We start from the raw sequence: 22691 nt of genomic DNA, 5'->3' as shown, positions 1-22691 counted from the left end.
TTCTGATCTCTCACGACAGCCCTTCGATCCGTCCTTCCGCGTCGAGACGGATGTGCTCGGCCGAGGGGACCTTGGGCAGTCCGGGCATGGTCATGATCTCCCCGCAGATCACCACCAGGAATCCGGCGCCGGCCGAGAGCCGCACCTCGCGGATCGGCACCATGTGGCCGCTCGGCGCACCGCGCAGGTTGGGGTCCGTCGAGAAGGAATACTGGGTCTTCGCCACGCAGATCGGCAGGTGGCCGAACCCCCCGGCCTGCAGGTCGCGGAACTGGTTGCGGACGCCCTGGTCGGCGATGATGTCGGCAGCGCCATAGATCTCGGTCGCGACGAGCCGCATCTTGTCCCAAAGCGGCAGTTCGTCGGCGTAGAGCGGCTTGAAGCCACGCCCGTCCTGCGAGCGCGGTGCCTCGGCCAGCGCAACAACCTTTTCGGCGAGGCCGGTGATGCCGGCCGAGCCGTTGGCCCAGTGGCTGCACACGACGGCGTCCACGCCGAACTCCGCGTGGCAGACCTCCTGGATCAGCCGGTGCTCGGCGTCGGTGTCCGTGACGAAGTGGTTGATGCCGACCACCGCGGGGACGCCGAACTTGCGCACATTGGCGACATGGCGGCCGAGGTTGACGAGGCCCTTGCGCAGCGCGTCGAGGTCCTCCTTGCCGAGCTGGTCCTTGGCGACGCCGCCATGCATCTTCAGTGCCCGTACCGTGGCGACGATGACGGCCGCCGCCGGCTCCAGGCCCGCCTTGCGGCATTTGATGTCGAAGAACTTCTCGGCGCCGAGGTCGGCGCCGAAGCCGGCTTCCGTCACGACATAGTCGGCGAGCTTCAGCGCCGTGCGCGTCGCCATCACCGAGTTGCAGCCATGGGCGATGTTGGCGAAGGGGCCGCCATGCACGAAGGCCGGGTTGTTCTCCAGCGTCTGCACGAGGTTGGGCTGCAAGGCGTCCTTCAGCAGCACGCTCATGGCGCCGGGCGCCGCGAGTTCGGCGGCACGGATCGGCTTCTTGTCGCGGGTATATGCGACGATCATCTCGCCGAGGCGCTTCTCGAGGTCGGCGAGGTCGCGGGCCAGGCAGAACACCGCCATGACCTCGGAGGCCACGGTGATGTCGAAGCCGTCCTCGCGCGGGAAGCCGTTGGCGACACCGCCGAGCGAGGTGACGATGTTGCGCAGCGAGCGATCGTTCATGTCGAGCGCGCGGCGCCAGCTGACCCGGCGCTCGTCGATGCCGAGCGCATTGCCCCAGTAGATGTGATTGTCCAGCAGCGCCGCCAGAAGGTTGTGGGCGGAGGTGATGGCGTGGAAGTCGCCGGTGAAATGCAGGTTGATCTGCTCCATCGGGACGATCTGGGCGTGGCCGCCGCCCGCCGCGCCCCCCTTCATGCCGAAGCAGGGGCCGAGCGAGGGCTCGCGCAGGCAGATCATCGCCTTGCGGCCGATGCGGTTGAGGCCGTCGCCCAGGCCGACAGTGGTGGTCGTCTTGCCCTCGCCCGCGGGGGTGGGGCTGATGGCGGTGACGAGGATCAGCTTGCCGTCGGGACGGGAGGACAGCCCCTCGATGAAGTCGTAGCCGACCTTGGCGATGTGGTGGCCGTAGGGGTGCAACGCGTCGTAGGGAATGCCCAGCGTCGCCGCGACATCCTGGATGGGCTTCATCTTCGCCGCCCGCGCGATGTCGAGGTCCGTCGCCATGGTGTCACTCCCCCTCACGCCGCCGCTGCCGGCGGTCTCGTCCGATGGCGCGGATCATGTCCGACGCCCGGCATCCGCGCAAAGCGCCGCTCGTCCCCTTCTGGCCTGAAAGCGTCAGGCCGTATAGGATCGGCCCTCCGGCTGCCCTCGACCGTGCCAAGCCAAACTGCGCGTCTGAAGACGCGCGCTCCGGACCGGAGCCTCCGGCTCGCCGAGCCTTGTGCCGTCCCGGACCCCGGGTCTTCAGACCCGCCGTCTTCCGTTCGAGCGTTCCCGTCAGTGCGTCGCGTCAGGCATCGAGGCCTTCTTGCGCTCGATGTAGTCGCGCAGCGCCTCGTCCATTCCGGGGTCGATCTCCGGAGCCTCGTACTCGCCGAGCATCTTCTTGACGAGGCGCGCCGCGCGCTGCGGCGCGTCGAGGCGCCCTTCCGCCTCCCACTGCTCGACCGAATTGTTGTCGGCGATGGAAGAGCGGTAGAACGCCGTCTCGAAGTTCGCCTGAGTATGGCCGCAGCCGAGGAAGTGGCCGCCGGGCGCCACCTCCTGGAAGGCCTGCATGCCCTGGCCGTTCTCGCTGAGGTCGATGCCCTTGGCCAGCACGTGCATCATGCCGAGCTGGTCGCAGTCCATGACGAATTTTTCGTAAGAGGAAGCAAGGCCGCCCTCCATCCAGCCCGCGGCATGCAGGACGAAGTTGGCTCCGGCATGGACGGTGGGAACCAGCGTCTGCGCGCTCTCATAGGCTGCCTGCGCGTCGGGGATCTTGGAGGCGCAGAGCGAGCCGCCGGTGCGGAACGGCATCCGGCAGCGCCGGGCCAGCTGCGCCGCGCCGTAGATGGCGAGCGCCGCCTCGGGCGTGCCGAACGTGGGCGCACCGGACTGCATGGAGAGGGTGGAGACGAAGGTGCCGAAGATGGCGGGCGCCCCCGGGCGCACCAGCTGCACAAAGGAGACCCCGGCCAGCACCTCGGCCAGGACCTGCGCCAGCGTGCCCGCCACCGTCACCGGGCTCATGGCGCCCGAGAGAATGAAGGGCGTGATGATCACTGCCTGGTTGTTCCGGGCGTAGACGTCCGCCGCACCCAGCATGGTGTTGTCCCACACCATGGGCGAGTTGGCGTTGATGAGGCTCGTCACCACGGTGTTGGACTGGATGAAATCCTCGCCGAAAACGATGGCCGCGAGGTTCACCGTGTCCTGCGCCCGGTCGGGGTGTGTCACCGACCCCATGAACGGCTTGTCTGAATACTTGATGTGCGAATAGACCATCTCAAGATGGCGCTTGTTGACCGGCAGGTCGACCGGCTCGCACACCGTTCCGCCGGAATGGTGCATGTAGGGCGAGAGATAGGCGAGCTTCACGAAGTTCTGGAAGTCCTCGATCGTGCCGTAGCGGCGGCCCTTCTCGAGGTCGTGGACGAAGGGCGAGCCATAGACCGGCGCGAACACGGTCGACTTCCCTCCGATGTGCACGCTGCGCTCGCGGTTCCTCGCGTGCTGCGTGTACTCGGACGGCACCGTCGAGATCAGCTGGCGGGCGAGGCCGCGGGGAAAGCGGACGCGCTCGCCCTTGATGTCGCAACCCGCACCCTTCAGCAGCTCCAGCGCGCGGGGATAGTCGCGGAACTCGATGCCGATCTCCTGCAAGATCGTCTCGGCATTGTGCTCGATCAGCGCGAGCCCCTCCTCGGAGAGGATCTCGGTCGTGGGAATGTTGCGCGTGATGTAGGGGATCGAAACGGCCGAGCGTTGCGCCCGGGCGGCGCGACGGGCTTCGCGTCCGCGCCGGCCCTCGCGTCCGGCGGTCTCAGCCTGTTCGCTCATGCGATCCTCCCGGAGATGCGGGTCCGCCATGGCGGGCCCGGTAAGCGGATGACGTGCTTCGAGCCTAGCCCCTCGACACGCCCCGGCACTCCTGCCCGTGCGGCATGGACTTGTCCGCCCCCGTCACGCACGTCGCGAATGCGACAGCGACGCCGGGGTGACGCAGCCTCGACACTTCCGGTCGTCGACCGGTGAGCCCCGATGCCCCCTCCCCCCGAAAGTCGGCGCCTGTCATGATGGGGACGGCGCGCGCCTGCGGCGCAGCCGGAAGTTCAGGGGAAGCGGGATGAAGACGCACGCGCGCGTGGTGGTGATCGGCGGCGGCGTGGTGGGCGTCGGGACGCTCTACCACCTGGCCAAGAAGGGCTGGTCGGACGTCGTCCTCATCGAGCGCAAGGAGCTGACGTCGGGCTCCACCTGGCACGCCGCCGGCCTGCTTCCGTTGTTCAACATGAGCTACTCGGTGGGTCAGATCCACAAGTACTCGGTCGCGCTCTACCAGGGGCTGGAGGCCGAGACCGGCCAGCATGTCGGCCTGCGCACCGTCTCCAACATCCGCCTCGCCCGCACCAGGGACCGCTGGGACGAGTACATGTACTACGCCGGCGTGGCCCGCACGATCGGTGTCAACGTCAACCTGCTCACCCCCGCCGAGGTGAAGGAGATCTGGCCGCTCTGCAACACGGACGGTATCATCGGCGCCATCCAGCATCCCGACGACGGCTACATCCAGCCCGCCGACCTGACACAGGCCTTCGCCCGCGGGGCCCGCGCCGGCGGAGCGGAGATCTATCGCTACACCACCGTCACGGGCATCGAGCAGACCCCGGCGGGCGAGTGGCTGGTGAAGACCGACAAGGGCGACATCACCTGCGAGCACGTGATTTCGGCGACCGGCAACTTCGCCCGCCGCACCGGCGCCATGGTCGGCCTCGACGTTCCCGTGATCCCTGTCGAGCACCAGTACATCGTCACGGAGCCGCACCCCGCCATCCAGGAGCGGCACCGGCAGGGGCTGCCGGAGATGGGCGTGCTGCGCGAGTCCGACTCGTCCTGGTATATGCGCGAGGAGGCCGGCGGCCTCATCCTCGGCCCGTACGAGAAGGGCGCGCCCGTCTGCTATGTCGACGGACCCGACGACCAGAGCGAGTACGAGCTCTTCCAGGAGGACCTGGAGCGGCTGGAGCCCCACATCGAAAGCGCCATCGTGCGGGTGCCCGCCTTCGGCGAGGTCGGCATCAAGAAGGTCTACAACGGCGCCATCGCCTACACGCCGGACGGCAGCCCGATCATCGGCCCGGCCTGGGGGCTCCGCAACTTCTGGCTCAACGAGGGCCACTCCTTCGGCGTCACGGCGGCGGGCGGTGCCGGCTGGCAGCTCGCCAACTGGATCGTCGACGGAGAGCCGACCATCGACATGATGGGCGTCGATCCCCGCCGTTTCGGCCCGTATGCCTCGCGCGGCTACCTGCGGGCGAAGAACGAGGAGGCGTACGCCAACGTCTTCACGCCGCACTATCCGGACGAGGAGCGCATTGCGGCGAGGCCGCTGAAGACGGCGCCCTGCTACGACCGCATGAAGGCTCTCGGCGCCGTGTTCGGCAGCGTCTATGGGTGGGAGCGACCCAACTGGTTCGCCCCCGCGGGCTACGAGGTGTCCGCGGCCGAGCTCGGCGTCGAAGACGTGCTGACGAACGAGAACCACGCTCCCCCGGCCGAGGACGGCAAGGTCAAGGAGAAATGGAGCTTCCGCCGCTCCAACTACTTCCCCTTCGTCGGCGAGGAGGTGAAGAACGTCACCACCAATGTCGGCCTGCAGGACATGACGCCCTTCGCCAAGGCGCTCGTCTCCGGGCCGGGCGCGCGGGAATGGCTCGACTCCATCCTCGCCAACCGCATTCCCAAGCAGCGCGGGCGCATCGCGCTCTGCCACCTGCTCTCGGCCACGGGCGGCACGCGGGCCGAGTTCACCGTCTATGAGCGCGCGCCGGGGCAGTTCTACCTGGTCTCCGCCGGCGCGCTGGAGCGCCACGACCACGACGTGCTGCGCAAGCTCCTGCCCCGCGACGGCAGCGTCAGCTTCCAGCCCATCACGACAGCCTATGGCGTCTTCATCGTCGCCGGCCCGCGCTCGCGCGAGCTGCTGCAGGGGCTCACCGACACCGACCTGTCGACCGCAGCGTTCCCCTGGCTCACGGGCAAGCCAATCTCCGTCGGCCATGTTGGCGTGAATGCCCTGCGCGTGAACTTCGTCGGCGAGCTCGGCTGGGAGCTGCACCATCCCATCGAGATGCAGAACGCCCTGTTCGACCTCGTGATGAGAGAGGGCGCGAAGTTCGGCATCAAGCCCTTCGGCATCCGCGCCATGATGGCGATGGCGCTGGAGAAGTCGTACCGCCTCGTCGGGCGGGAGCTGTCCATCGAGTATGCCGCGCTTGAATCGGGGTTGGAGCGCTTCGTGCACCCCAACAAGGGTCAGTTCCTCGGCCGCGACGCTCTGGTCGCGTGGCAGCAGAAGGGCTTTGCCAACCGCTTCGTCACCATGGAGGTGCATGGCGTCACGGACTGCGACGCCCGCGGCTCGGAGCCCATCTACATGGGTGACGAGGTCGTCGGCCGCGCCACCTCCGGCGGCTTCGGCTGGCGCCTCGGCAAGTCGCTCGCGCTCGGAATGGTCCGCCCGGATCTCGGCGAACTAGGAACGGAGCTGGAGATCGCCATTCTCGGAAAGCGCCACAAGGTGACGGTGATCGAGGAAAGCCCCTTCGATCCGCAGAACGAGCGGCTGAGGGCGTGACTGTCATTCCCGGCCGGAGCGGCGAAGCCCCGGAGAGGAAGGGGACCCAGTGGATCCCCTCCTTCCCGGCGCTCAAGGCGTCAGCGCCCTTGCCAACAAAGGCCTGGATCCCCTTCCCCGCCCTTCGGGCCGCCGGGGATGACAGGGCGTGGCGGCTGGCATGACACGCTACGCGATCGGCATTGACACCGGCGGGACCTATACCGACGCGGTCGTCATCGACGCCCGGGAGCAGCGCATCTTGGCCAAGGCCAAGGCGCTGACGACGAAGGGCGACCTCGCAGTCGGCGTTGCCGAAGCCCTCGACCGCGCGCTCGCAGCCTGCGCCGCTCGGGGCGGTCCGTCGGGACGGGACATCGGCCTCGTCTCGCTGTCCACGACGCTCGCCACCAACGCCATCGTCGAGGGGCACGGCTCACCCATCGCCACGATCCTCGTCGGCTTCGACGACGCGATGGCGGCCCGCACGGAGATCGCGTCGGCGCTGCCGGGCACGCGCGTGCTGAGGGCCGCTGGCGGGCACGACCATGCCGGCACCGAGCAGGCGCCGCTGGACGAGGCCGCCATCCGCGCCTTCATCGCCGGGACGGAAGATGTCGGCGCCTTCGCCGTGGCGGCACAGTGGTCCGTCCGCAATCCCGCCCACGAGCACCGGGTGCGCGCCCTCGTCGAGGAAATCGCCGGCAGGCCCGCCTCCCTGTCGTCAGACCTCGCCCATGCGCTGGACGCGCCGCGCCGCGCCCTGACGGCGGCTCTCAATGCCCGGATCGTCGGCCGGATCGCCGCCCTCATCGCGGCCGTGCGCCGGGCCATGGCGGAGCACGACGTCTCGGCCCCGCTGATGATCGTGAAGGGCGACGGCACGCTTGCCGCGGCGGACGTCGTTGCGCTGCGGCCCATCGAGACGATCCTCTCCGGCCCGGCTGCCAGCGTCATCGGTGCCCGCTTCCTGTCCGGACTGTCCGACTTCGTGGTCTCCGACATCGGCGGCACGACGACGGACGTGGCCGTTCTCGAGAAGGGCTGGCCCCGGCTCGACCGCACGGGCGCGCTGGTCGGCGGCCGGCGCACGCTGGTGCGCGCCATCGACATGCGCACCTACGGGCTCGGCGGGGACAGCGAGGTGCTGGTGGATCCCCAGGGCAAGGTCGGGCTCGGCACCGGCCGGATCGTGCCCCTGTCCCTGCTCGCCGCCGTTCATCCGGAGGCGCTGAACATCCTGCGGCGGCAACTCGACGATCCGGAGGGAGAGCCCGCGGCGGGCCGCTTCGTCCTGCGGCCGTTCGGCGGTCAGGACTCCGGGCCGATGCCGGCCGACCTCGCTCCACGCGAACTCGCGCTGCTCGAGCGGGTCGGCAGCAAGGCACATCCCTATGCCGAGGTGGTGCACGGACCCACGCAGCAACGCGTCTTGCAGCGTCTCGTCGCGCAGGGCCGCCTTGCCCTGTCGGGGATGACGCCCAGCGACGCCGCGCACGTTCTCGGCCTTCAGTCGCAGTGGAATGCGGAGGCGGCGAGGATCGGCGCGCTCGTCACCGAACGCCGGCTGCGCATGGCGCCGTTCCGCACGGGAGAGGCCGTCGATGCGGCAGCGCGAGCTTTCGCACGAGAGGTCTTCGACGCCGTTGTCCTGTCCACGGGCCGCATCCTGCTGGACACGCTGGCCGGCGAGCCCATGGACGGGGCGCGCAGCCTCGTCGACGCCGTGGCGGGCGGCAGCGGCAAGCACGGCATGCTCAAGGTTGCGCTGACCCCGACGGTGCCCGTGGTCGCGGTCGGCGGGCCGGCGCCGGTCTTCTACCCGGAAGTCGGCCGCCGGCTCGGTGCCGAGACGGTGGTGCTGGAGGACGGCGACGTGGCCAACGCCGTCGGCGCGGCGGTGGGCGTGGTGAAGGTGCAGGCCGTGGTGGACGTGACCTCGCCGGGCGTTGGCACCTGGATCATCCACGCGGAAGGCGACCCCATCGTCGTCATCGACCATGCCGAGGTTCTGGCGACGGCGCGCGGCCTTGCCTTGAGCCAGGCCCGCCAGCGCGCCGAGGCAGGCGGCGCCGGGTCGGACCTGCAGGTGGACGTCCATATCGACCGTGTCGACATCCCCGGCATGGACGGCGACCGCGGGCTCATCGCGGCCACCATAGTGGCGGAGTGTTGGGCGACGCCGCGTGACTGAGGCTGCGCTGCGGCGATGAGCGCCGCTCCAGCCTCTGCGCTCCAGGATGACTCCCGCCTTTCGAAGCGCTAAGCCAGCGCCGGTCGTTGCAAGGAGAACCGGACGTGCCCGTGACGCTCGAACCCATCCCCGGCATGGTCCAGGGCGAAGGCGCGCTCGCCGAGCTCGGATCACAGGCAGCGCGGCTTGCCGGAGAGGGCAGCGCCGTCCTGCTCGTCGCCGATCCCGGCCTGAAGCCCTCCGGCATGGTCGACGAGGCGCTCGCCGGCCTGCGCGCGGCGGGTCTCTCGCCGGTGCTCTACGACGACATCAAGAGCGATCCGGCGGCAAGGCAGGTGGACGCCGGGGCGAAGCTTGCCCGCGAGGCGGGAGCCAAAGCCGTCATTGCCATGGGTGGTGGCTCGGCCATGGATGCGGGCAAGCTGATGGCCGCCATCGCCGCCGACGGCCGCCCGGCCATGACCTTCGCGCTTGCCGCGGAGAAGCTGCCTCGCTCCGCGCTTCCGAAGATCTGCATCCCGACGACGTCCGGAACGGGATCGGAGACCACGCGCATCTCGGTGATCAGCGCGCCGGACGGCACCAAGCAGTGGTTCTGGGGCTCGCAGCTGAAGGCGGACAGGGTCATCCTCGACCCCGCGTTGACGGTAGGACTGCCCCCGCACCTCACTGCCGCGACCGGCATCGACGCGCTCGTCCACGCCATCGAGGCGGCCACCAACCGCAACGCCAACCCGGCCAACGACATCTATTGCCTCGCCGCCATCCGCCTCGTCGCCGAGCACCTTGAACGTGCGGTGTCCGACCCCGGCAACCTCGCCGCCCGTGGGGGCATGCAGCTGGCGGCCGCTTTCGCCGGCGTCGCCATCGACAATGCCGGCACGGCCATCGGCCACAATATCGGCCACGCGCTCGGCTCCCTGCGTCCCATCCACCACGGCCGCGCCGTCGGGGTCGCCATGGTCGCGACGTTGCCCTGGAATGCCGCCGGAGATCCGCGCTTCGCAGCTGTCGCCTCCGCCCTTGGCGAACCGGCGGACCCCGGCCGTGTCGCACCCGCCTTCGAGCGGCTCATGCGCGCAACGGGGGTGAAGATCGCTCTGGGCGAAGATTTTTCGGGAGTGTCGCCCGAGGACCTCGCTGACCAGCTGGTCCGGCCGGAGAACGTCGCCATGCTGCAGTCCAATGTCCGCCAGCCCAGCGAGGGCGAACTCCTGGGCTTTGCCCGCACCGTGCTCGCGCAGGCCTGACGCCATGAAGATCACCGGCATCGAGATCAGCCATCATCGGCTGCAATACGACCCGCCCTTCCACGCCAGCTGGGACACGAAGCCCCGCACCGCCTTCGACGCCACCATCGTCCGCGTGCATACGGACGAGGGGGTCACGGGCGTCGGCTCGGGCGACGCCATGGTCGGTTTCGCCGGCCACGAGCATCTCTTCGTCGGGCAGGACCCGCTCGACATCGAGCGCCACTACCGCATCATCAACAATATCGGCTTCCACTACGGCCGCTGCTGGCCGCTCGACCTGGCTCTCTGGGATCTCGCGGGCAAGATCGCGGGCATGCCGGTCTACAAAATGCTGGGCGGTCTCTCCGACCGCGTACGGGCCTACGCCTCCTCCGGCACGCTCCGGGCGCCCGAGGCCCTGGCCGATGCGGCCGAGGCCTATATCGCACGCGGCTTCGGCGCGCTGAAGATCCGCTTCCATAGGGGTGACTGGCGCAAGGACATCGCGGCGCTGGAGGCCGTTCGCAAGCGCGTGGGCGACCGGCTGGAGCTGATGGTGGACTGCAACCAGGGCTGGCGCATGCCCTGGGACGCCTATGCTCCCTGGTCGCTCAAGGATGCGGTGAAGGTGGCACGCGAGCTGGAGCGGCTGGGCGTCTTCTGGATGGAAGAGCCGTTGCACCGCTCCGACCGCGAAGGCATGCGCCGCCTGCGCGAGATGGTGGACGTGCGCGTCGCGGGCGGCGAGATGACCCGCGAGCTCTACGAGTTCCGCGATCTCATCCGCGACGGCTGCCTCGACGTGCTGCAACCCGACGCCGCGCTGGTGGGCGGCATCACCGGCCTGCGCCGGGTGGCATACATGGCGCAGGAGCAGAACCTCGTCTTCACCCCGCACACCTGGACCAACGGCATGGGCGTGATGGCGAACTGCCACCTCGTCGCCGGCGTCGCCGACGCGCCATGGATCGAGTTCCCCTATGACCCGCCGGAATGGGGCCTCGACCGCCGCGACTACATGATGGCAGAGCCCCTGGACGTCGGCGACGACGGCTGGATCGTCCTGCCGCGGACACCGGGCATGGGCTATGCGCTGGACGAGGACAGGCTGAAGGCGACCCGGGTGGCGTGAGGGGGCCTTGTCGTCCCGGCCGGAGAGCCGGGAGCAGGCACCCTGTCCCTGGTGGTCCGCGGTCCAGTGTCTGCGCCGCACCGCTTCGCGCTGCGGAGAGCACGGGATGACACCGGACCGGAACCATGACCACCCTTGCCACCGCGTCCGTCCCGCGCTGAAATCCCGGCACGCTTGCGATGGCGCGAGCCTGGGCATCCCCCGTGCCCTGCCGGGAGGACGTTCACATGGCGGTCGATCAGGCCGAGGCCGGTTCCGCGCCGCCGCGCGCTGAACCAAGGGTGCGCAGCATCGGCTTCCACGACATCGGCGAGGCGCTGGCGGCAGGACTGCGCGACTTCCAGCGCGCGCCGCTCTACGGCCTGTTCTTCGGGGCGATCTACGCGGGCGGCGGGCTTCTCCTGGTCGCCACCGTGCTGGCGTGGAACCTGTCCTACCTCGCCTACCCGCTGGCGGCCGGCTTCGCGCTGATCGGCCCGTTCGTGGCGGTGGGCCTCTACGAGGTCTCGCGGCGGCTGGAAGCCGGGCAGCCGCTCAGCTGGGGCGCCGTGCTCGGCTGCGTCTTTGCCCAGAGCGGCCGCGAACTGGGCTGGATGGCGTTCGTCACGCTCTTCGTTTTCCTGATCTGGATGTACCAGATCAGGCTCTTCATCGCGCTCTTTTTCGGCTTTCATGCCTTCGAGGAGGGCACCTTCCTTCAGACACTCTTCGGTACTCCCGAAGGCTGGCTGTTCCTGGCGCTCGGGCATCTCGACGGGGCGGTTCTGTCGCTGATCCTGTTCTCGCTGACCGTTGTGTCCTTCCCCCTCCTGCTCGACCGCGAGGTGGATTTCATCACCGCCATGATCACCAGCGTGCGTGCCGTGGCGCGCAGCCCTGTGCCCATGCTGAGCTGGGGCCTGATCGTGGCCCTCGTCCTCATCGCCGCGTGCCTGCCGGGCTTCCTGGGGCTGCTGGTCGCCCTGCCGGTGCTCGGCCACACGACGTGGCACCTCTACCGGCGGATCGTGGAGCCGGAGGAGAGCTAACGACAGCGAACTCGCCGGCAGTTGCCCGTGTGTCAGTAGTGATAGCGACACTGGACAATTTCGAGCACCTGCTCGTCGCCAGCCCCTTTCACCCGGTATACGAGCCGGTGTTCGCCCGTGATGCGGCGTGACCACCAGCCGGAAAGCGCGCCTTTTAGTGGCTCTGGCTTTCCAAGTCCCTGAAATGGCGAGCGGCGCGTGTCCCGGATTAGTCCATTGATCCGAGCCGTCGTAGCGACATCATGCTCTTGCCACCAGCAGTACTCGTCCCACGCCCTCGGCGTGAACGCCAGCTTCACCGCTCACTGCCGATGTCGCGTTCCTGCATGTCACCGGCCTCGGCCTCGGCAATGGAATCGAACAGGCGCGCTGCATTGGCAGGGCTACGCAGCAGGTGGATGGTCTCCATGATGGATTCGTACTCGCCCTCGGCGATCATCACGACAGACTCGCCGCCCTGGCGCGTCACAACGACGGGAGCACGGCTGGCGCTAGCCTCGTCGAGGTACCGCGCGAGATTCTGGCGAAGCTCAGAGGAAGAGACGTAGGTCATTCAAACCATCACTGTACACAGATGCGTACAATAACCGTTGGACCAGACCCTGTCCAGCACCCTGCGCATTGAGCTACCTGGTCGGCCGTGACCGCAGAACCGCTGCGGATCACCCCCGCATCCGCTCGCCCTTCGGGTCGAACAGCGGCTCGGCCAACGGCTTGGCAGGGCGACGTTCGCCGAGGACTTCCACCTCGAAGCCATCGGTCTCGCCCGCCAGCGCCTTGGGCACGTAGCCCATCGCCACCGACGCGCTGGACCAGTGGGCGTAGCCGCCCGAGGTGATCCAGCCGACCACCGCGCCCTTGTGCCAGACGGGCTCGTCGCCGATGCAGTCGGCATCCGCAGCGTCCACCTTGAAGGTGACGAGCCTGAGCTTGCCGCCCTCCTCGCGCTCTCGCGCAGCGCCGTCTCGGCCGATGAAGGCGTTCTTCTTCAGGTCGACGAAGCGTCCCAGTCCCGCCTCGTACGGGCCGTAGATCGGGCGGTACTCGCGCGCCCATGTGCCGAAGCTCTTGTCGAGGCGCATGGAGTTCAGCGCCCGCAGGCCGAAATGACCGATGCCGTGCGGCGCGCCGGCCGCGAGGATCAGGTTCAGCAACGTGCGCTGGTATTCCGGCCTGACCCAGATCTCGTAACCAAGGTCGCCGGTGAAGGTGACGCGCCCGACGATGGCGGGCACCGGGCCGAGGTCGATCTCACGGATGGCCATGAAGGGGAAGGCCGCCGCCGACACGTCGGCCCCCGTGAGTGCCTGGAGCACGGCGCGCGACTGCGGGCCGGCAACGGAGAGGCCGACCAGCGACGGCCCGCAGGCCTCGACACGCACGCTGCCGTCGGTCGGCAGATGCGCCTCGAACCAGCGCATGTGGTACTGCTCCGCCGGCCCCGAGCCGACGATGAGGAAGCGGCCCTCGCCCAGCTTGGCGAGCGTGAAGTCGCCGATCAGCTTGCCGCGCTCGTTCAGCATGGGGGTGAGCACCATGCGGCCCGCGGCGGGCACCTTGTTGGCGAGGATGTGCGAGAGCCAGCCCTCGGCGCCCTCCCCGGTCACGAAGTACTTGGCGTAGCCGGACGTCTCCAGCACCCCGACGCCCTCGCGGACGCGGCGGCATTCCTCGCCGACGGCGGGGAAGTCGTTGGAGCGCCGGAAGGAAAAGTCGTCGCGCGGCTCCTCCCCCCTTGGGGCGAACCAGAGCGGGTACTCGAGGCCGTAGGACTCGCCCATGACCGCGTTGTCGGCGACGAGCCGGTCGTAGATCGGCGTCGTGCGCAGCGGGCGGCCGGCCGGCAGTTCCTCGTTGGGGAAGCGGATCCGGAAGCGGCGGGAGTAGTTCTCGCGAACCTTGGCGTTGGTGTAGGCCAGCGTCGCCCAGTCGCCATAGCGGGCCACGTCCATGCCCCACACGTCGAAGCCGGGATCGCCCTGCGTCATCCAGTTGGCGAGCGAGAGGCCGACGCCGCCGCCCTGACTGAAGCCCGCCATCACGCCGCACGCGACCCAGTAATTGCGCAGGCCGCGGATCGGCCCGACCAGCGGATTGCCGTCCGGCGCGAAGGTGAAGGGGCCGTTGATGATCTTCTTGATGCCGGCGTTCTGGAACGCGGGGAAATGCTCGAAGCCCACCTCCAGCGACGGCGCGATGCGGTCGAGGTCGGGCTCCAGCAGGTCCTGGCCGAAGTCCCAGGGCGTCACCTTCTCCGACCATGGCTTGCAGGCGCGCTCATAGGTGCCCATCAGCATGCCCCCGCGCTCCTGGCGCAGGTAGATCTCGCCCTCGAAGTCGAGCGCGGTGATCACCTCCTTGCCGGTCGAGGCGTTGACCTCGGCAACCTCGGGCATGTCCTCCGTGAGCAGGTACATGTGCTCCATGGCGAGCACCGGCAACTCGAGCCCGACCATGCGCCCGACCTCGCGCGCCCACAGCCCGCCGCAGTTGACGACATGCTCGGCATGCACCGTGCCCTGCTCGGTGACGACGTCCCAGGTGCCGTCCTCGCGCTGGGCGAGTTCCAGCACGCGGTTGCGCACGACGATTTCGGCGCCGTTCAGCCGCGCGGACTTGGCGTAGGCGTGGGTGGTGCCATAGGGGTCGAGATGCCCCTCGAATGAGTCGTACATGGCGCCGGCGAAGCACTTCTCGTCCAGCAGCGGCATCAGCCGCTTCGCCTCGGAGGCGGAGATGATCTCCGTGTGCATGCCGAGGTAGCGCCCCTTCGCGTGCGCCATCTTCAGCCAGTCCATGCGCTCCTTGGTGCCGGCCAGCATGACCCCGCCGGTGAGATGCAGCCCGCAGGAGACGCCCGATTTCTCCTCGATCTCCTTGTAGAGCTCCACCGTGTATTGCTGCAGCTTGGCGACGTTGGGATCACCGTTCAGCGTGTGGAACCCACCCGCGGCATGCCAGGTGGAGCCGGACGTCAGCTCCGCGCGCTCGATCAGCAGCACGTCGGTCCAGCCCGCCTTGGTCAGGTGGTAGAGCACCGAGCAGCCGACGACACCGCCGCCGATCACCACGACCTGGGCCTGGGTTTTCATATCTGTGCTCCCAAAAGCGCACCTTGACCCTCTGGAGGGCTGTGCGCATATATTTGCGCATTGTTTGAGATGTTGCGATGGCGAAGGTCGAGCTCGACCCGCGGCGAATTCGAACGCGTCTGGTCGCTGAAGGATGGTTCATGCAGCGGCAGTCTGGTCCGCACGATGTTTACCGGCATCCTGAACGGCCCGGACGCATCGTGATGCCACGCCATCGTGAGGATCTCGATTACGGTCTGGCCCGCGCCCTGGCAAAGCTCGCCGGGTGGATCTGAAGCGAGAGAACGACGCGCAAGGCGTCCTGACTCCTGAAACCCCGGAACGCTCCCATGGTCCGTTACGTCGCCGTCGTCGAGTCCTCCCGCAAGCGCCGCTACGGCGCATGGTTCCCCGATCTTCCGGGATGCATTGCCGTGGGAAGGTCGATTGAGGAGCTCTCGAGAAACGCTGCCGACGCGATCCGGCTGTGGGCGGAGGATGCGATCGCCGCAGGCGAAGATCTTCCCGCCCCCAAGAGTCTCGACGCGCTGAACGCGTTGCAGGACGTGCGGGAGTCTCTGTCCCGAGGGGCGACTTTCCTCTGCATTCCGCTCCTGGTGGAAACGGGACGGCCGGCAAAGGCCAACATCTCCCTGGACGCCGGCCTTCTCCAATCCATCGACGAGGCCGCAAAGGCACGCGGGCTCACGCGCTCGGCTTTCCTGGCGTCGGCAGCGCGCGAAAAGATCCTCGCCGAGACATGAACGAAAGCGGCGCAGCCCCATCCGTCACAGCCTGATGTCGTAGGTGACCCACTGCGTCTTCGACGCGAGCCGGTCGTAGACCTTGCGGGCCCTGGCATTGTCCTCGGCCGTGATCCAGCGGATGACGGTCCAGCCGCGGCGGCGGCCCTCTTCGGCAACCGCCTGGATCAGCGCGTCGGCGGCACCGGATCCGCGATGGGCGGGATCAACGAAGAGGTCGTCGAGGAACCCGCCGGTGCTGGCCATCAGCGGCCGGGCGAAGGGGCGAAAATGGGTCAGCCCGATGGGCGTGCCATCCTCACCCAGCGCCACGAAGCCGTTCACCTCGTGCGCGGAGTCGTGGAGCCACGACCAGACCCTGTCCCGCATCTCCGGCGTCTGCGCGACCTTGTAATGCTCGGCATAGCCGGCATAGAGGCGGTTCCACGCCTCGCGATGCGCGGTCGCAACGGGAACGATGCGGATCCCGGCCATTCGCGGCCTCCTCAGAAGTCGGTGGGGACGCCGCCCTGGGCCTTGCGGCGAGCGACGAAGGCCTCGAGATCCTCCCGCACGGCCGGATCCGTGGGCGGCGGCTCAAAGCTGTCCAGGCGCTGGCGGTAGAGCCTGTTGGCAGTGTCATAGGCGGTGGGCGACCCCGCCTCACGCCAGGTCTCGTAGTTGCGCCAGTCAGATATCATCGGGGCGAAGAAGGCGGTGCGGTAGCGCGCCTGCGTATGCGCGCAGCCGAAGAAGTGGCCGCCCGGCCCGACCTCGCGAATGGCATCGAGAGCCAGTTCTTCCGGCGCAGTCTTAAGCGGCGTGAGGAACTCGGCCACCATGGCGAGCAGGTCGGCATCGAGCACCATCTTCTCGAAGGAGGCGTGCAGGCCGCCCTCCATCCATCCTGCCCCGTGCATGAGCAGGTTCACGCCGCCCATCACCGCACCCCAGAGCGAGAACACGCTCTCATAGGCGGACTGCGCGTCGAGGGTGTTGGCGGCATTGGTGTTGGACGAGCGGTAAGGCAGCCCGTAGCGCCGCGCCAGCTGGCCCCCGAGCAGGCAGGCCTTCATGTATTCCGGCGTGCCAAAGGCGGGGGCACCCGATTTCATGTCGACGTTGGAAGTGAAGCCGCCATAGACGAACGGGGAGCCCTGCCGCACGGTTTGCGCGAAGACGAGCCCGGCCAGCGCCTCGGCGTTCTGCTGCGCGACCGCGCCGGCCACGGTCACCGGCGCCATGGCACCCGCCAGCGTGAAGGGCGTCAGCACCACGACCTGGTTGCGCCGCGCCATCTGGATGATGCCTTCGAGCATCGGATGGTCGAGCCGCAACGGCGACGACGAGTTGATGATGGTGAAGAGCGACGGCTCGCGCTCCAGCGTCTCGTCGTCGATGCCGCGGGCAATGCGCGCCATCTCGATGGCGTCGAGATTCCGGCCGCGACCGAGCGAATAGGCGTGGATCGGCTTGTCCGACAGGGTCAGCATGTCGAACAGCGCGTCGAGATGGCGGACGCTGGCATGGATGTCGGCGGGCTCGACGGGATATCCGCCCAGCACGTGGATGGGGTCGAGCGATTGTGCCAGCCGGATCAGGTTGTCGAAGTCCGCGCGGTTTCCGGGGCGGCGGCCCCGCTCGCGATCCGCTACATTCGGCGCGCTGGCAACGGTACAGAAGGCAAGCGCCTTGCCGCCGATCTGGACGCTGCGTGCCGGGTTCCGGGCGTGCAGCGTGAAGCTGCTGGGCGCCAGTCCGATCTTCGAATTCACCAGTTCCCGCGGGAACCGGACGCGCTCGCTGCCGGGCTCCAGCTCCGCGCCTTCCGCCTTCAGGATCGCGCGCGCCTCGTCGTGCAGGAAGTCCATCCCGATCTCTTCCAGGATGGTCAGCGAGGCCTCGTGGATCGCCTCCAGCTCGTCGGCGGACACGGCGGGCACCGGCTCGAAGGGGAGCGAGGGCTGCGGTTTCGCCGCAACGGGGCCGTCCTCCCCCCGCCCGGCGCGCCGGCCCCTGCGTCCGCGCGCTTCCGATCCCGTGTCCATCCGCAGGCTCCCCTGTCAGCGCGTCATGTGCCCGGATGCGCCGAGCGAAAGCGGCGCCAGTCTCTGCGATGCACAATCGCCGAAATGGCCTGCCTCCGACTCCCGCTTACCCTTCAGCGACCCTGCGTCAGGCGTGCCAGCCGCGCACGCTTTGTTGAGGCGATTGCTGTACCTGAACGCTGTCGCTTTCGTCGCAACGGGTGTCTTCCCGGCGACAATGCGCTAGAGCAAACCCATACACAGTCGCAGGCGCCCGGGTGCGCCCGGCGCCGAACCGGTGGAGACAAGGCCGATGGCTGGTGAGGACGACCTCGATCTGAACGCTCTGTCCGACGACGAACTCGTCGAGCAGATGCACGACGATCTCTACGACGGTCTCAAGGAGGAGATCGAGGAAGGCGTCCGCATCCTGCTTTCGCGCGAATGGACACCCTACGAGGTGCTCACCGAGGCACTCGTCGAGGGCATGCGCATCGTCGGCGAGGATTTCCGCGACGGTATCCTCTTCGTGCCGGAAGTGCTGATGTCGGCCAACGCCATGAAGGCGGGCATGTTCATCCTGCGCCCGCTGCTCGCGGAGACCGGCGCGCCCAAGATCGGCAAGATGGTCATCGGCACGGTGAAGGGCGACATCCACGACATCGGCAAGAACCTCGTCTGCATGATGATGGAGGGCGCCGGCTTCGAGGTCGTCGACATCGGCATCAACAACCCGGTCGAGAACTATCTCGAGGCGATCGAGAAGCACCAGCCCGACATTCTCGGCATGTCCGCGCTGCTGACGACGACGATGCCCTATATGAAGGTCGTCATCGACACGTTGAAGGAAAAGGGCATGCGCAACGACTATGTCGTGCTCGTCGGCGGCGCCCCTCTCAACGAGGCCTTCGCCGAAAATGTCGGCGCCGACGCCTATTGCCGTGACGCCGCCGTGGCGGTGGAGACGGCCAAGTCCTTCATGGCCCGCCGCCAGGGCTCGGCCGCGGCGCAGCGCTGAGGCCATGTCCGCCCCCGCCGCCCGCCCGGCCCGGGGAAGGGTCTCGCACCGCCGGCGGCGAGACACCGCGTCGGCACCAGCGGTCGAGACGCAGCAGCGGGTGCGGCCCGCGCCGCTCCTGCCGCGCAAGGCAACGGGCGACGGACATGTGCCGACGACCCTCGTTATCGCCTGTGGTGCTCTCGCACGCGAGTTGATGGCGGTGATCGAGGCGAACCGCCTCGACGCGATGCAGGTGACGTGCCTGCCCGCCATCCTCCACAACCGGCCGGAGAAGATCACCGAAGCCGTGCGCGCCAAGATCCGGGCCAACCGGGGCCGCTTCGACAGCATTCTCTGCCTCTACGGCGACTGCGGAACCGGCGGTGCGCTCGACGTCATGCTGGCGGAGGAAGACGTGGAGCGCATCGAGGGCGCCCATTGCTACGAGTTCTTCATGGGCACGCCGGACTTCACGGCGCTCGCCGACGCGGAACCCGCGACGTTCTACCTGACCGACTATCTCGTGCGGCACTTCGATCGGCTGATGATCCGCGGCCTCGGGCTCGACCGCCATCCCGAGCTGCTGCCGGTCTATTTCGGCAATTACAGGCGCGTCGTGCATCTCGCCCAGTTCGAGGACGAGACGCTTGCAGAAGCCGCCCGCCGGGCTGCGGCGCGGCTGGGCCTGCCCTGCGAACGCCGCTTCACCGGCCTCGACGGGCTGACGCCCTTCCTGTCCTCCACCGCTCCCGCCGCCCGAGCCTGATCCGGACCCCTTGCCCATGGCCCAGCTGACCATCGTGTACTGGCGAGACATCCCCGCGCAGGTGATCGTCAAGGCCGGCCGCCGCAGCGCCAAGCGCGAGTTGACGGAGCGCTTCGTGCAGGCCATCGACATGGCCGCCATGCGATCGGGCGCGGCGGCCACGGACGATTATCTCGCCGACTGGCGGCGCGCCGACCCCGTGGAATGTGGCGACGACCTCGAGGCGGAGGCCGATGCGGCTGCCGCACGGCTGGAGGCCGAGTACGACCGCCCCCGCATTCTCGCCCTCGTCGACAATCACGGCCGCGCCCCCGGCTCCTCCCCGTCCTGACCAGGGTTCCGCCATGTCGCTCACGCCATCAGCCTTCGAGCCGCGCGGCAAGCGCCCGCCGGCCGCCAATGCGTTCCGCATGCGCTTCGTGTCGGTCCGGCACGCCCGCTTCATGGAGCGGCTCTACGGCGTGTTCGAGCCGGCCTTCGTGGCCATGGAACCGCTCTTCCGCAAAATCGGCTACGACAGGGCCGAGCGCCCAGTGGCCGTTGTCGAGAAGCTGGTGAAGGACGCGCTCTTCGACTGCCGCATGTGCGGGCAGTGCATCCTGTCCTCGACCGGCATGTCGTGCCCGATGAACTGCCCGAAGAACCTGCGCAACGGCCCGTGCGGCGGCGTGCGGGCCAACGGCAATTGCGAGGTCTACCCTGACATGCCCTGCGTCTGGGTGAAGGCTTGGGAAGGCAGCCGGCAGATGACGGACGGCGACAGGATCCGCGAGGTGCAGCCGCCGGTCGACCACCGCCTGAAGGGCACGTCCTCCTGGCTGCGCGTCATGCGCGAGAAGACCGGGACCGCCACGCCTCCCGCCAAGCCCCACTGACACGCGAGCACCGACGATGCGCCCGCATCCCGACGACATCGGCCCCGAGCCCCACGCCCCCCTGCCGCCGCTGCCAGGCCACTCCTCGCGCGGCCGCCTCGAACGCGTTCTCCGGCGCGGCGAATTCGCGGTCACGGCGGAGCTCAACCCGCCCGACAGCGCGGACGCCGAGGACGTCTACGAGCGCGCGCACATCTTCGAGGGCTGGGTCGACGGCATCAACGCCACCGACGGCTCGGGCGCGCATTGCCACATGTCGAGCGTCGCGATCTGCGCGCTGCTCACCCGGATTGGCTACTCGCCGATCATGCAGATCAGCTGCCGCGACTACAATCGCATCGCCATCCAGGGCAATGTGCTGGGAGCCGCGGCGCTCGGCGTCTGCAACATCCTGTGCCTGACGGGCGACGGCGTGCAATGCGGCGACCACCCGGAAGCCAAGCCGGTCTTCGACCTCGACTCGACCTCGCTGCTGCAGGTCATCCGCAAGATGCGGGACGATAAAACCTTTCTCTCCGGCCGCAAGATCACCTCGCCGCCGGACGTCTTCATGGGCGCGGCCGAAAACCCGTTCGCCCCGCCCTATGATTTCCGCCCGCTTCGCCTCGCCAAGAAGATCGCGGCCGGCGCCCAGTTCTGCCAGACGCAGTACTGCTTCGACATTCCGCTGCTCGAACGCTTCATGGACCGCGTGCGCGACATGGGGCTCGACGAGCAGTGCTTCATCCTCGTCGGCGTCGGTCCCCTCGCCTCCGCCCGCACGGCCAAATGGATGCGCGCCAACGTGGCGGGCGTGCACATCCCGGACGACGTCATAGCGAGGCTGGAAGGCACGCAGAACCAGAAGGCCGAGGGCAAGAAGATCTGCATCGAGCTGATCCAGCGCATCCGCGAGATCAAGGGCGTCTCGGGCGTACACGTCATGGCCTACCGGCAGGAGGAGTACGTCTCCGAGATCGTGCACGAATCCGGGGTGCTTGCGGGCCGCACGCCATGGCGCCGCGATTTCCAGCCGATGATGCAGGCGGTGGAGAGCCTCGGAGCCGCCTGAGGCGGTTGCCCCTCTCGACACATCCCGGCGGCCTCCCTTGCCCATCCTTGTCATCCCCGGCGGCCTGCGGAGCAGGCCGGGAAGGGGATCCTGGGCCCGGAGCGACAGGACCGGCCTCCCGTACCGGCATCAGCTGCCGCCGGGGAAGATGCGCACTCGAACGCCGCCCGCTTCGTCCGTTCGGGAGCACATGTCGCTCCCGTGTTAGTGGTGTCGCGCACGGCCAACTAGCTTGCAGGGCAACGACAGGATATCGGGGACGGCCGTCTCGGCGGCGCAGGGGGTACGACCATGACCGAAACGGTGATCACGTCCGAAAAGCGCAAGGTGACGATCGGCTTCGAGCATCGCTTTGTCATGATCGGGGAGCGCATCAATCCGACCGGGCGCAAGCTGCTGGCAGCGGAGATGGCAGCCGGCGACTACAGCCGCGTCGTCGCCGATGCCGTTGCGCAGGTCGAGGCCGGCGCGCAGATGCTCGACGTGAACGCCGGCATTCCGCTGGTCGACGAGCCGAAGATCCTCGCCGAGTGCATCAAGCTGGTGCAGGACACGGTGCCCGTTCCGCTCTCCATCGACAGTTCAATTGTCGCGGCTCTGGAAGCCGGGCTGGCGGTCTACCGCGGCAAGCCGCTCGTCAATTCGGTGACCGGCGAGGAGGAGCGGCTGGAGCAGGTACTGCCGCTGGTCAAGAAGTACAACGCGGCGGTGGTCGCCATCTCGAATGACGAGACCGGCATCTCCGAGGACCCGGACGTCCGCTTCGCGGTGGCCAAGAAGATCGTGGAGCGTGCCGCCGACTTCGGCATCCCGCGCGAGGACATCGTCGTCGACCCGCTCGTCATGCCGGTGGGCGCCATTAACGATGCCGGCCGCCAGCTCATCCGGCTGCTGCGCCGCCTGCGTGAGGAGCTGAAGGTCAACACCACCTGCGGCGCGTCCAACTTCTCCTTCGGACTGCCCAACCGGCGGGGCCTCAACGCCGCCTTCCTGCCGATGATGATCGGCGCCGGCATGACCTCGGCCATCATGAACCCGCTGCATGTCGAGGACATCCAGGCGATCCTGGGCGCCGACGTCGTCATGGGCAACGACCCAAATTGCGCCGCCTGGATCCGCAAGTTCCGCGAGCCCGCCCCCGAGGGCGCCGCTGAAGGTGCCGGCGGCCGCCGCGGCCGTGAAGGCCGCCGCCGGGCCCGGGAGGCGTGAAGCCCAGCGGGCTCCGGCAGCTTTCCCCGATCGCGGGGGAGATGTCGGCGCCCCCCGACAGAGCGGT

At 68.5% G+C, this 22691-nt stretch carries 20 protein-coding genes; 13 read left to right on the top strand and 7 right to left on the bottom strand.

The window, feature by feature from the left end; translation table 11 throughout:
- Positions 1–10: 10 nt before the first annotated feature.
- Positions 11–1696 (bottom strand): formate--tetrahydrofolate ligase, encoded by a 1686-nt coding sequence (locus AC5JCN_RS00500; RefSeq protein WP_495753042.1) that lies wholly within the window; start codon positions 1694–1696, stop codon positions 11–13.
- A 276-nt stretch (positions 1697–1972) separates the two neighbouring features.
- A complete protein-coding gene (locus tag AC5JCN_RS00495; protein WP_495753041.1) occupies positions 1973–3520 on the bottom strand; it encodes a trimethylamine methyltransferase family protein in 1548 nt (515 codons plus the stop codon).
- 286 nt (positions 3521–3806) lie between these two features.
- Here AC5JCN_RS00495 and AC5JCN_RS00490 point away from each other — a divergent pair, with 286 nt between their 5' ends.
- The 5 genes from AC5JCN_RS00490 (at position 3807) to AC5JCN_RS00470 (ending at position 11882) form a co-directional block, all read left to right on the top strand.
- A complete protein-coding gene (locus AC5JCN_RS00490; RefSeq protein WP_495753040.1) occupies positions 3807–6317 on the top strand; it encodes a GcvT family protein in 2511 nt (836 codons plus the stop codon).
- A gap of 160 nt (positions 6318–6477) precedes the next feature.
- Positions 6478–8490: a hydantoinase/oxoprolinase N-terminal domain-containing protein gene (locus AC5JCN_RS00485; protein ID WP_495753039.1), complete on the top strand. Its 2013-nt coding sequence runs from the start codon at positions 6478–6480 to the stop codon at positions 8488–8490.
- 104 nt (positions 8491–8594) lie between these two features.
- Entirely contained in the window at positions 8595–9740 is a 1146-nt protein-coding gene (locus AC5JCN_RS00480) for an iron-containing alcohol dehydrogenase (protein ID WP_495753038.1), read from the top strand.
- A 4-nt stretch (positions 9741–9744) separates the two neighbouring features.
- On the top strand, positions 9745–10854 hold the full coding sequence (locus tag AC5JCN_RS00475; RefSeq protein ID WP_495753037.1) for a mandelate racemase/muconate lactonizing enzyme family protein: 1110 nt from the start codon (positions 9745–9747) through the stop codon (positions 10852–10854).
- 227 nt (positions 10855–11081) lie between these two features.
- On the top strand, positions 11082–11882 hold the full coding sequence (locus AC5JCN_RS00470) for a DUF2189 domain-containing protein (RefSeq protein WP_495753036.1): 801 nt from the start codon (positions 11082–11084) through the stop codon (positions 11880–11882).
- Between the two features lie 32 nt (positions 11883–11914).
- Here AC5JCN_RS00470 and AC5JCN_RS00465 read toward each other — a convergent pair whose 3' ends face one another.
- From AC5JCN_RS00465 to AC5JCN_RS00455, 3 genes are all read right to left on the bottom strand, one after another.
- Positions 11915–12181 (bottom strand): Txe/YoeB family addiction module toxin, encoded by a 267-nt coding sequence (locus AC5JCN_RS00465; protein WP_495753035.1) that lies wholly within the window; start codon positions 12179–12181, stop codon positions 11915–11917.
- Positions 12178–12435 carry a type II toxin-antitoxin system Phd/YefM family antitoxin gene (locus AC5JCN_RS00460; RefSeq protein WP_495753034.1) on the bottom strand — a complete coding sequence of 86 codons (258 nt, stop codon included), beginning with the start codon at positions 12433–12435 and terminating at the stop codon, positions 12178–12180. The genes AC5JCN_RS00465 and AC5JCN_RS00460 overlap by 4 nt, the downstream gene beginning before the upstream one ends.
- Positions 12436–12544: 109 nt before the next feature.
- Entirely contained in the window at positions 12545–14974 is a 2430-nt protein-coding gene (locus AC5JCN_RS00455) for a GcvT family protein (protein ID WP_495753033.1), read from the bottom strand.
- 77 nt (positions 14975–15051) lie between these two features.
- Here AC5JCN_RS00455 and AC5JCN_RS00450 point away from each other — a divergent pair, with 77 nt between their 5' ends.
- Together AC5JCN_RS00450 and AC5JCN_RS00445 are read left to right on the top strand one after the other, a co-directional pair.
- A complete protein-coding gene (locus AC5JCN_RS00450; RefSeq protein ID WP_495753032.1) occupies positions 15052–15249 on the top strand; it encodes a type II toxin-antitoxin system HicA family toxin in 198 nt (65 codons plus the stop codon).
- A 54-nt stretch (positions 15250–15303) separates the two neighbouring features.
- Positions 15304–15717: a type II toxin-antitoxin system HicB family antitoxin gene (locus tag AC5JCN_RS00445; RefSeq protein ID WP_495753031.1), complete on the top strand. Its 414-nt coding sequence runs from the start codon at positions 15304–15306 to the stop codon at positions 15715–15717.
- 24 nt (positions 15718–15741) lie between these two features.
- On the opposite strand, the gene AC5JCN_RS00440 is transcribed toward AC5JCN_RS00445, so the two are convergent.
- Both AC5JCN_RS00440 and AC5JCN_RS00435 read right to left on the bottom strand, forming a co-directional pair.
- The gene (locus tag AC5JCN_RS00440) at positions 15742–16191 is read right to left on the bottom strand and encodes a GNAT family N-acetyltransferase (RefSeq protein WP_495753030.1); all 450 of its coding nucleotides are present in this window, start codon (positions 16189–16191) and stop codon (positions 15742–15744) included.
- A gap of 11 nt (positions 16192–16202) precedes the next feature.
- Positions 16203–17744: a trimethylamine methyltransferase family protein gene (locus AC5JCN_RS00435; RefSeq protein ID WP_495753029.1), complete on the bottom strand. Its 1542-nt coding sequence runs from the start codon at positions 17742–17744 to the stop codon at positions 16203–16205.
- A gap of 292 nt (positions 17745–18036) precedes the next feature.
- Between AC5JCN_RS00435 and AC5JCN_RS00430 the strand changes: the two genes are divergently transcribed.
- The 6 genes from AC5JCN_RS00430 (at position 18037) to AC5JCN_RS00405 (ending at position 22624) form a co-directional block, all read left to right on the top strand.
- Positions 18037–18741 carry a corrinoid protein gene (locus AC5JCN_RS00430; protein WP_495753028.1) on the top strand — a complete coding sequence of 235 codons (705 nt, stop codon included), beginning with the start codon at positions 18037–18039 and terminating at the stop codon, positions 18739–18741.
- 4 nt (positions 18742–18745) lie between these two features.
- Complete coding sequence (locus AC5JCN_RS00425) at positions 18746–19489, top strand: DUF1638 domain-containing protein (protein WP_495753027.1); 744 nt, start codon at positions 18746–18748, stop codon at positions 19487–19489.
- 16 nt (positions 19490–19505) lie between these two features.
- The gene (locus AC5JCN_RS00420) at positions 19506–19820 is read left to right on the top strand and encodes a virulence factor (RefSeq protein ID WP_495753026.1); all 315 of its coding nucleotides are present in this window, start codon (positions 19506–19508) and stop codon (positions 19818–19820) included.
- Between the two features lie 13 nt (positions 19821–19833).
- Positions 19834–20364, top strand: a complete 531-nt coding sequence (locus AC5JCN_RS00415; protein WP_495753025.1) for a methylenetetrahydrofolate reductase C-terminal domain-containing protein — start codon at positions 19834–19836, stop codon at positions 20362–20364.
- Positions 20365–20380: 16 nt separating this feature from the next.
- Complete coding sequence (locus AC5JCN_RS00410) at positions 20381–21415, top strand: methylenetetrahydrofolate reductase (protein WP_495753024.1); 1035 nt, start codon at positions 20381–20383, stop codon at positions 21413–21415.
- A gap of 291 nt (positions 21416–21706) precedes the next feature.
- The gene (locus tag AC5JCN_RS00405; RefSeq protein WP_495753023.1) at positions 21707–22624 is read left to right on the top strand and encodes a dihydropteroate synthase; all 918 of its coding nucleotides are present in this window, start codon (positions 21707–21709) and stop codon (positions 22622–22624) included.
- Positions 22625–22691: the final 67 nt, after the last annotated feature.

The sequence above is a fragment of the Alsobacter sp. genome, from assembly GCF_059501845.1.
This window is presented reverse-complemented; position numbering and strand designations above follow the sequence as displayed.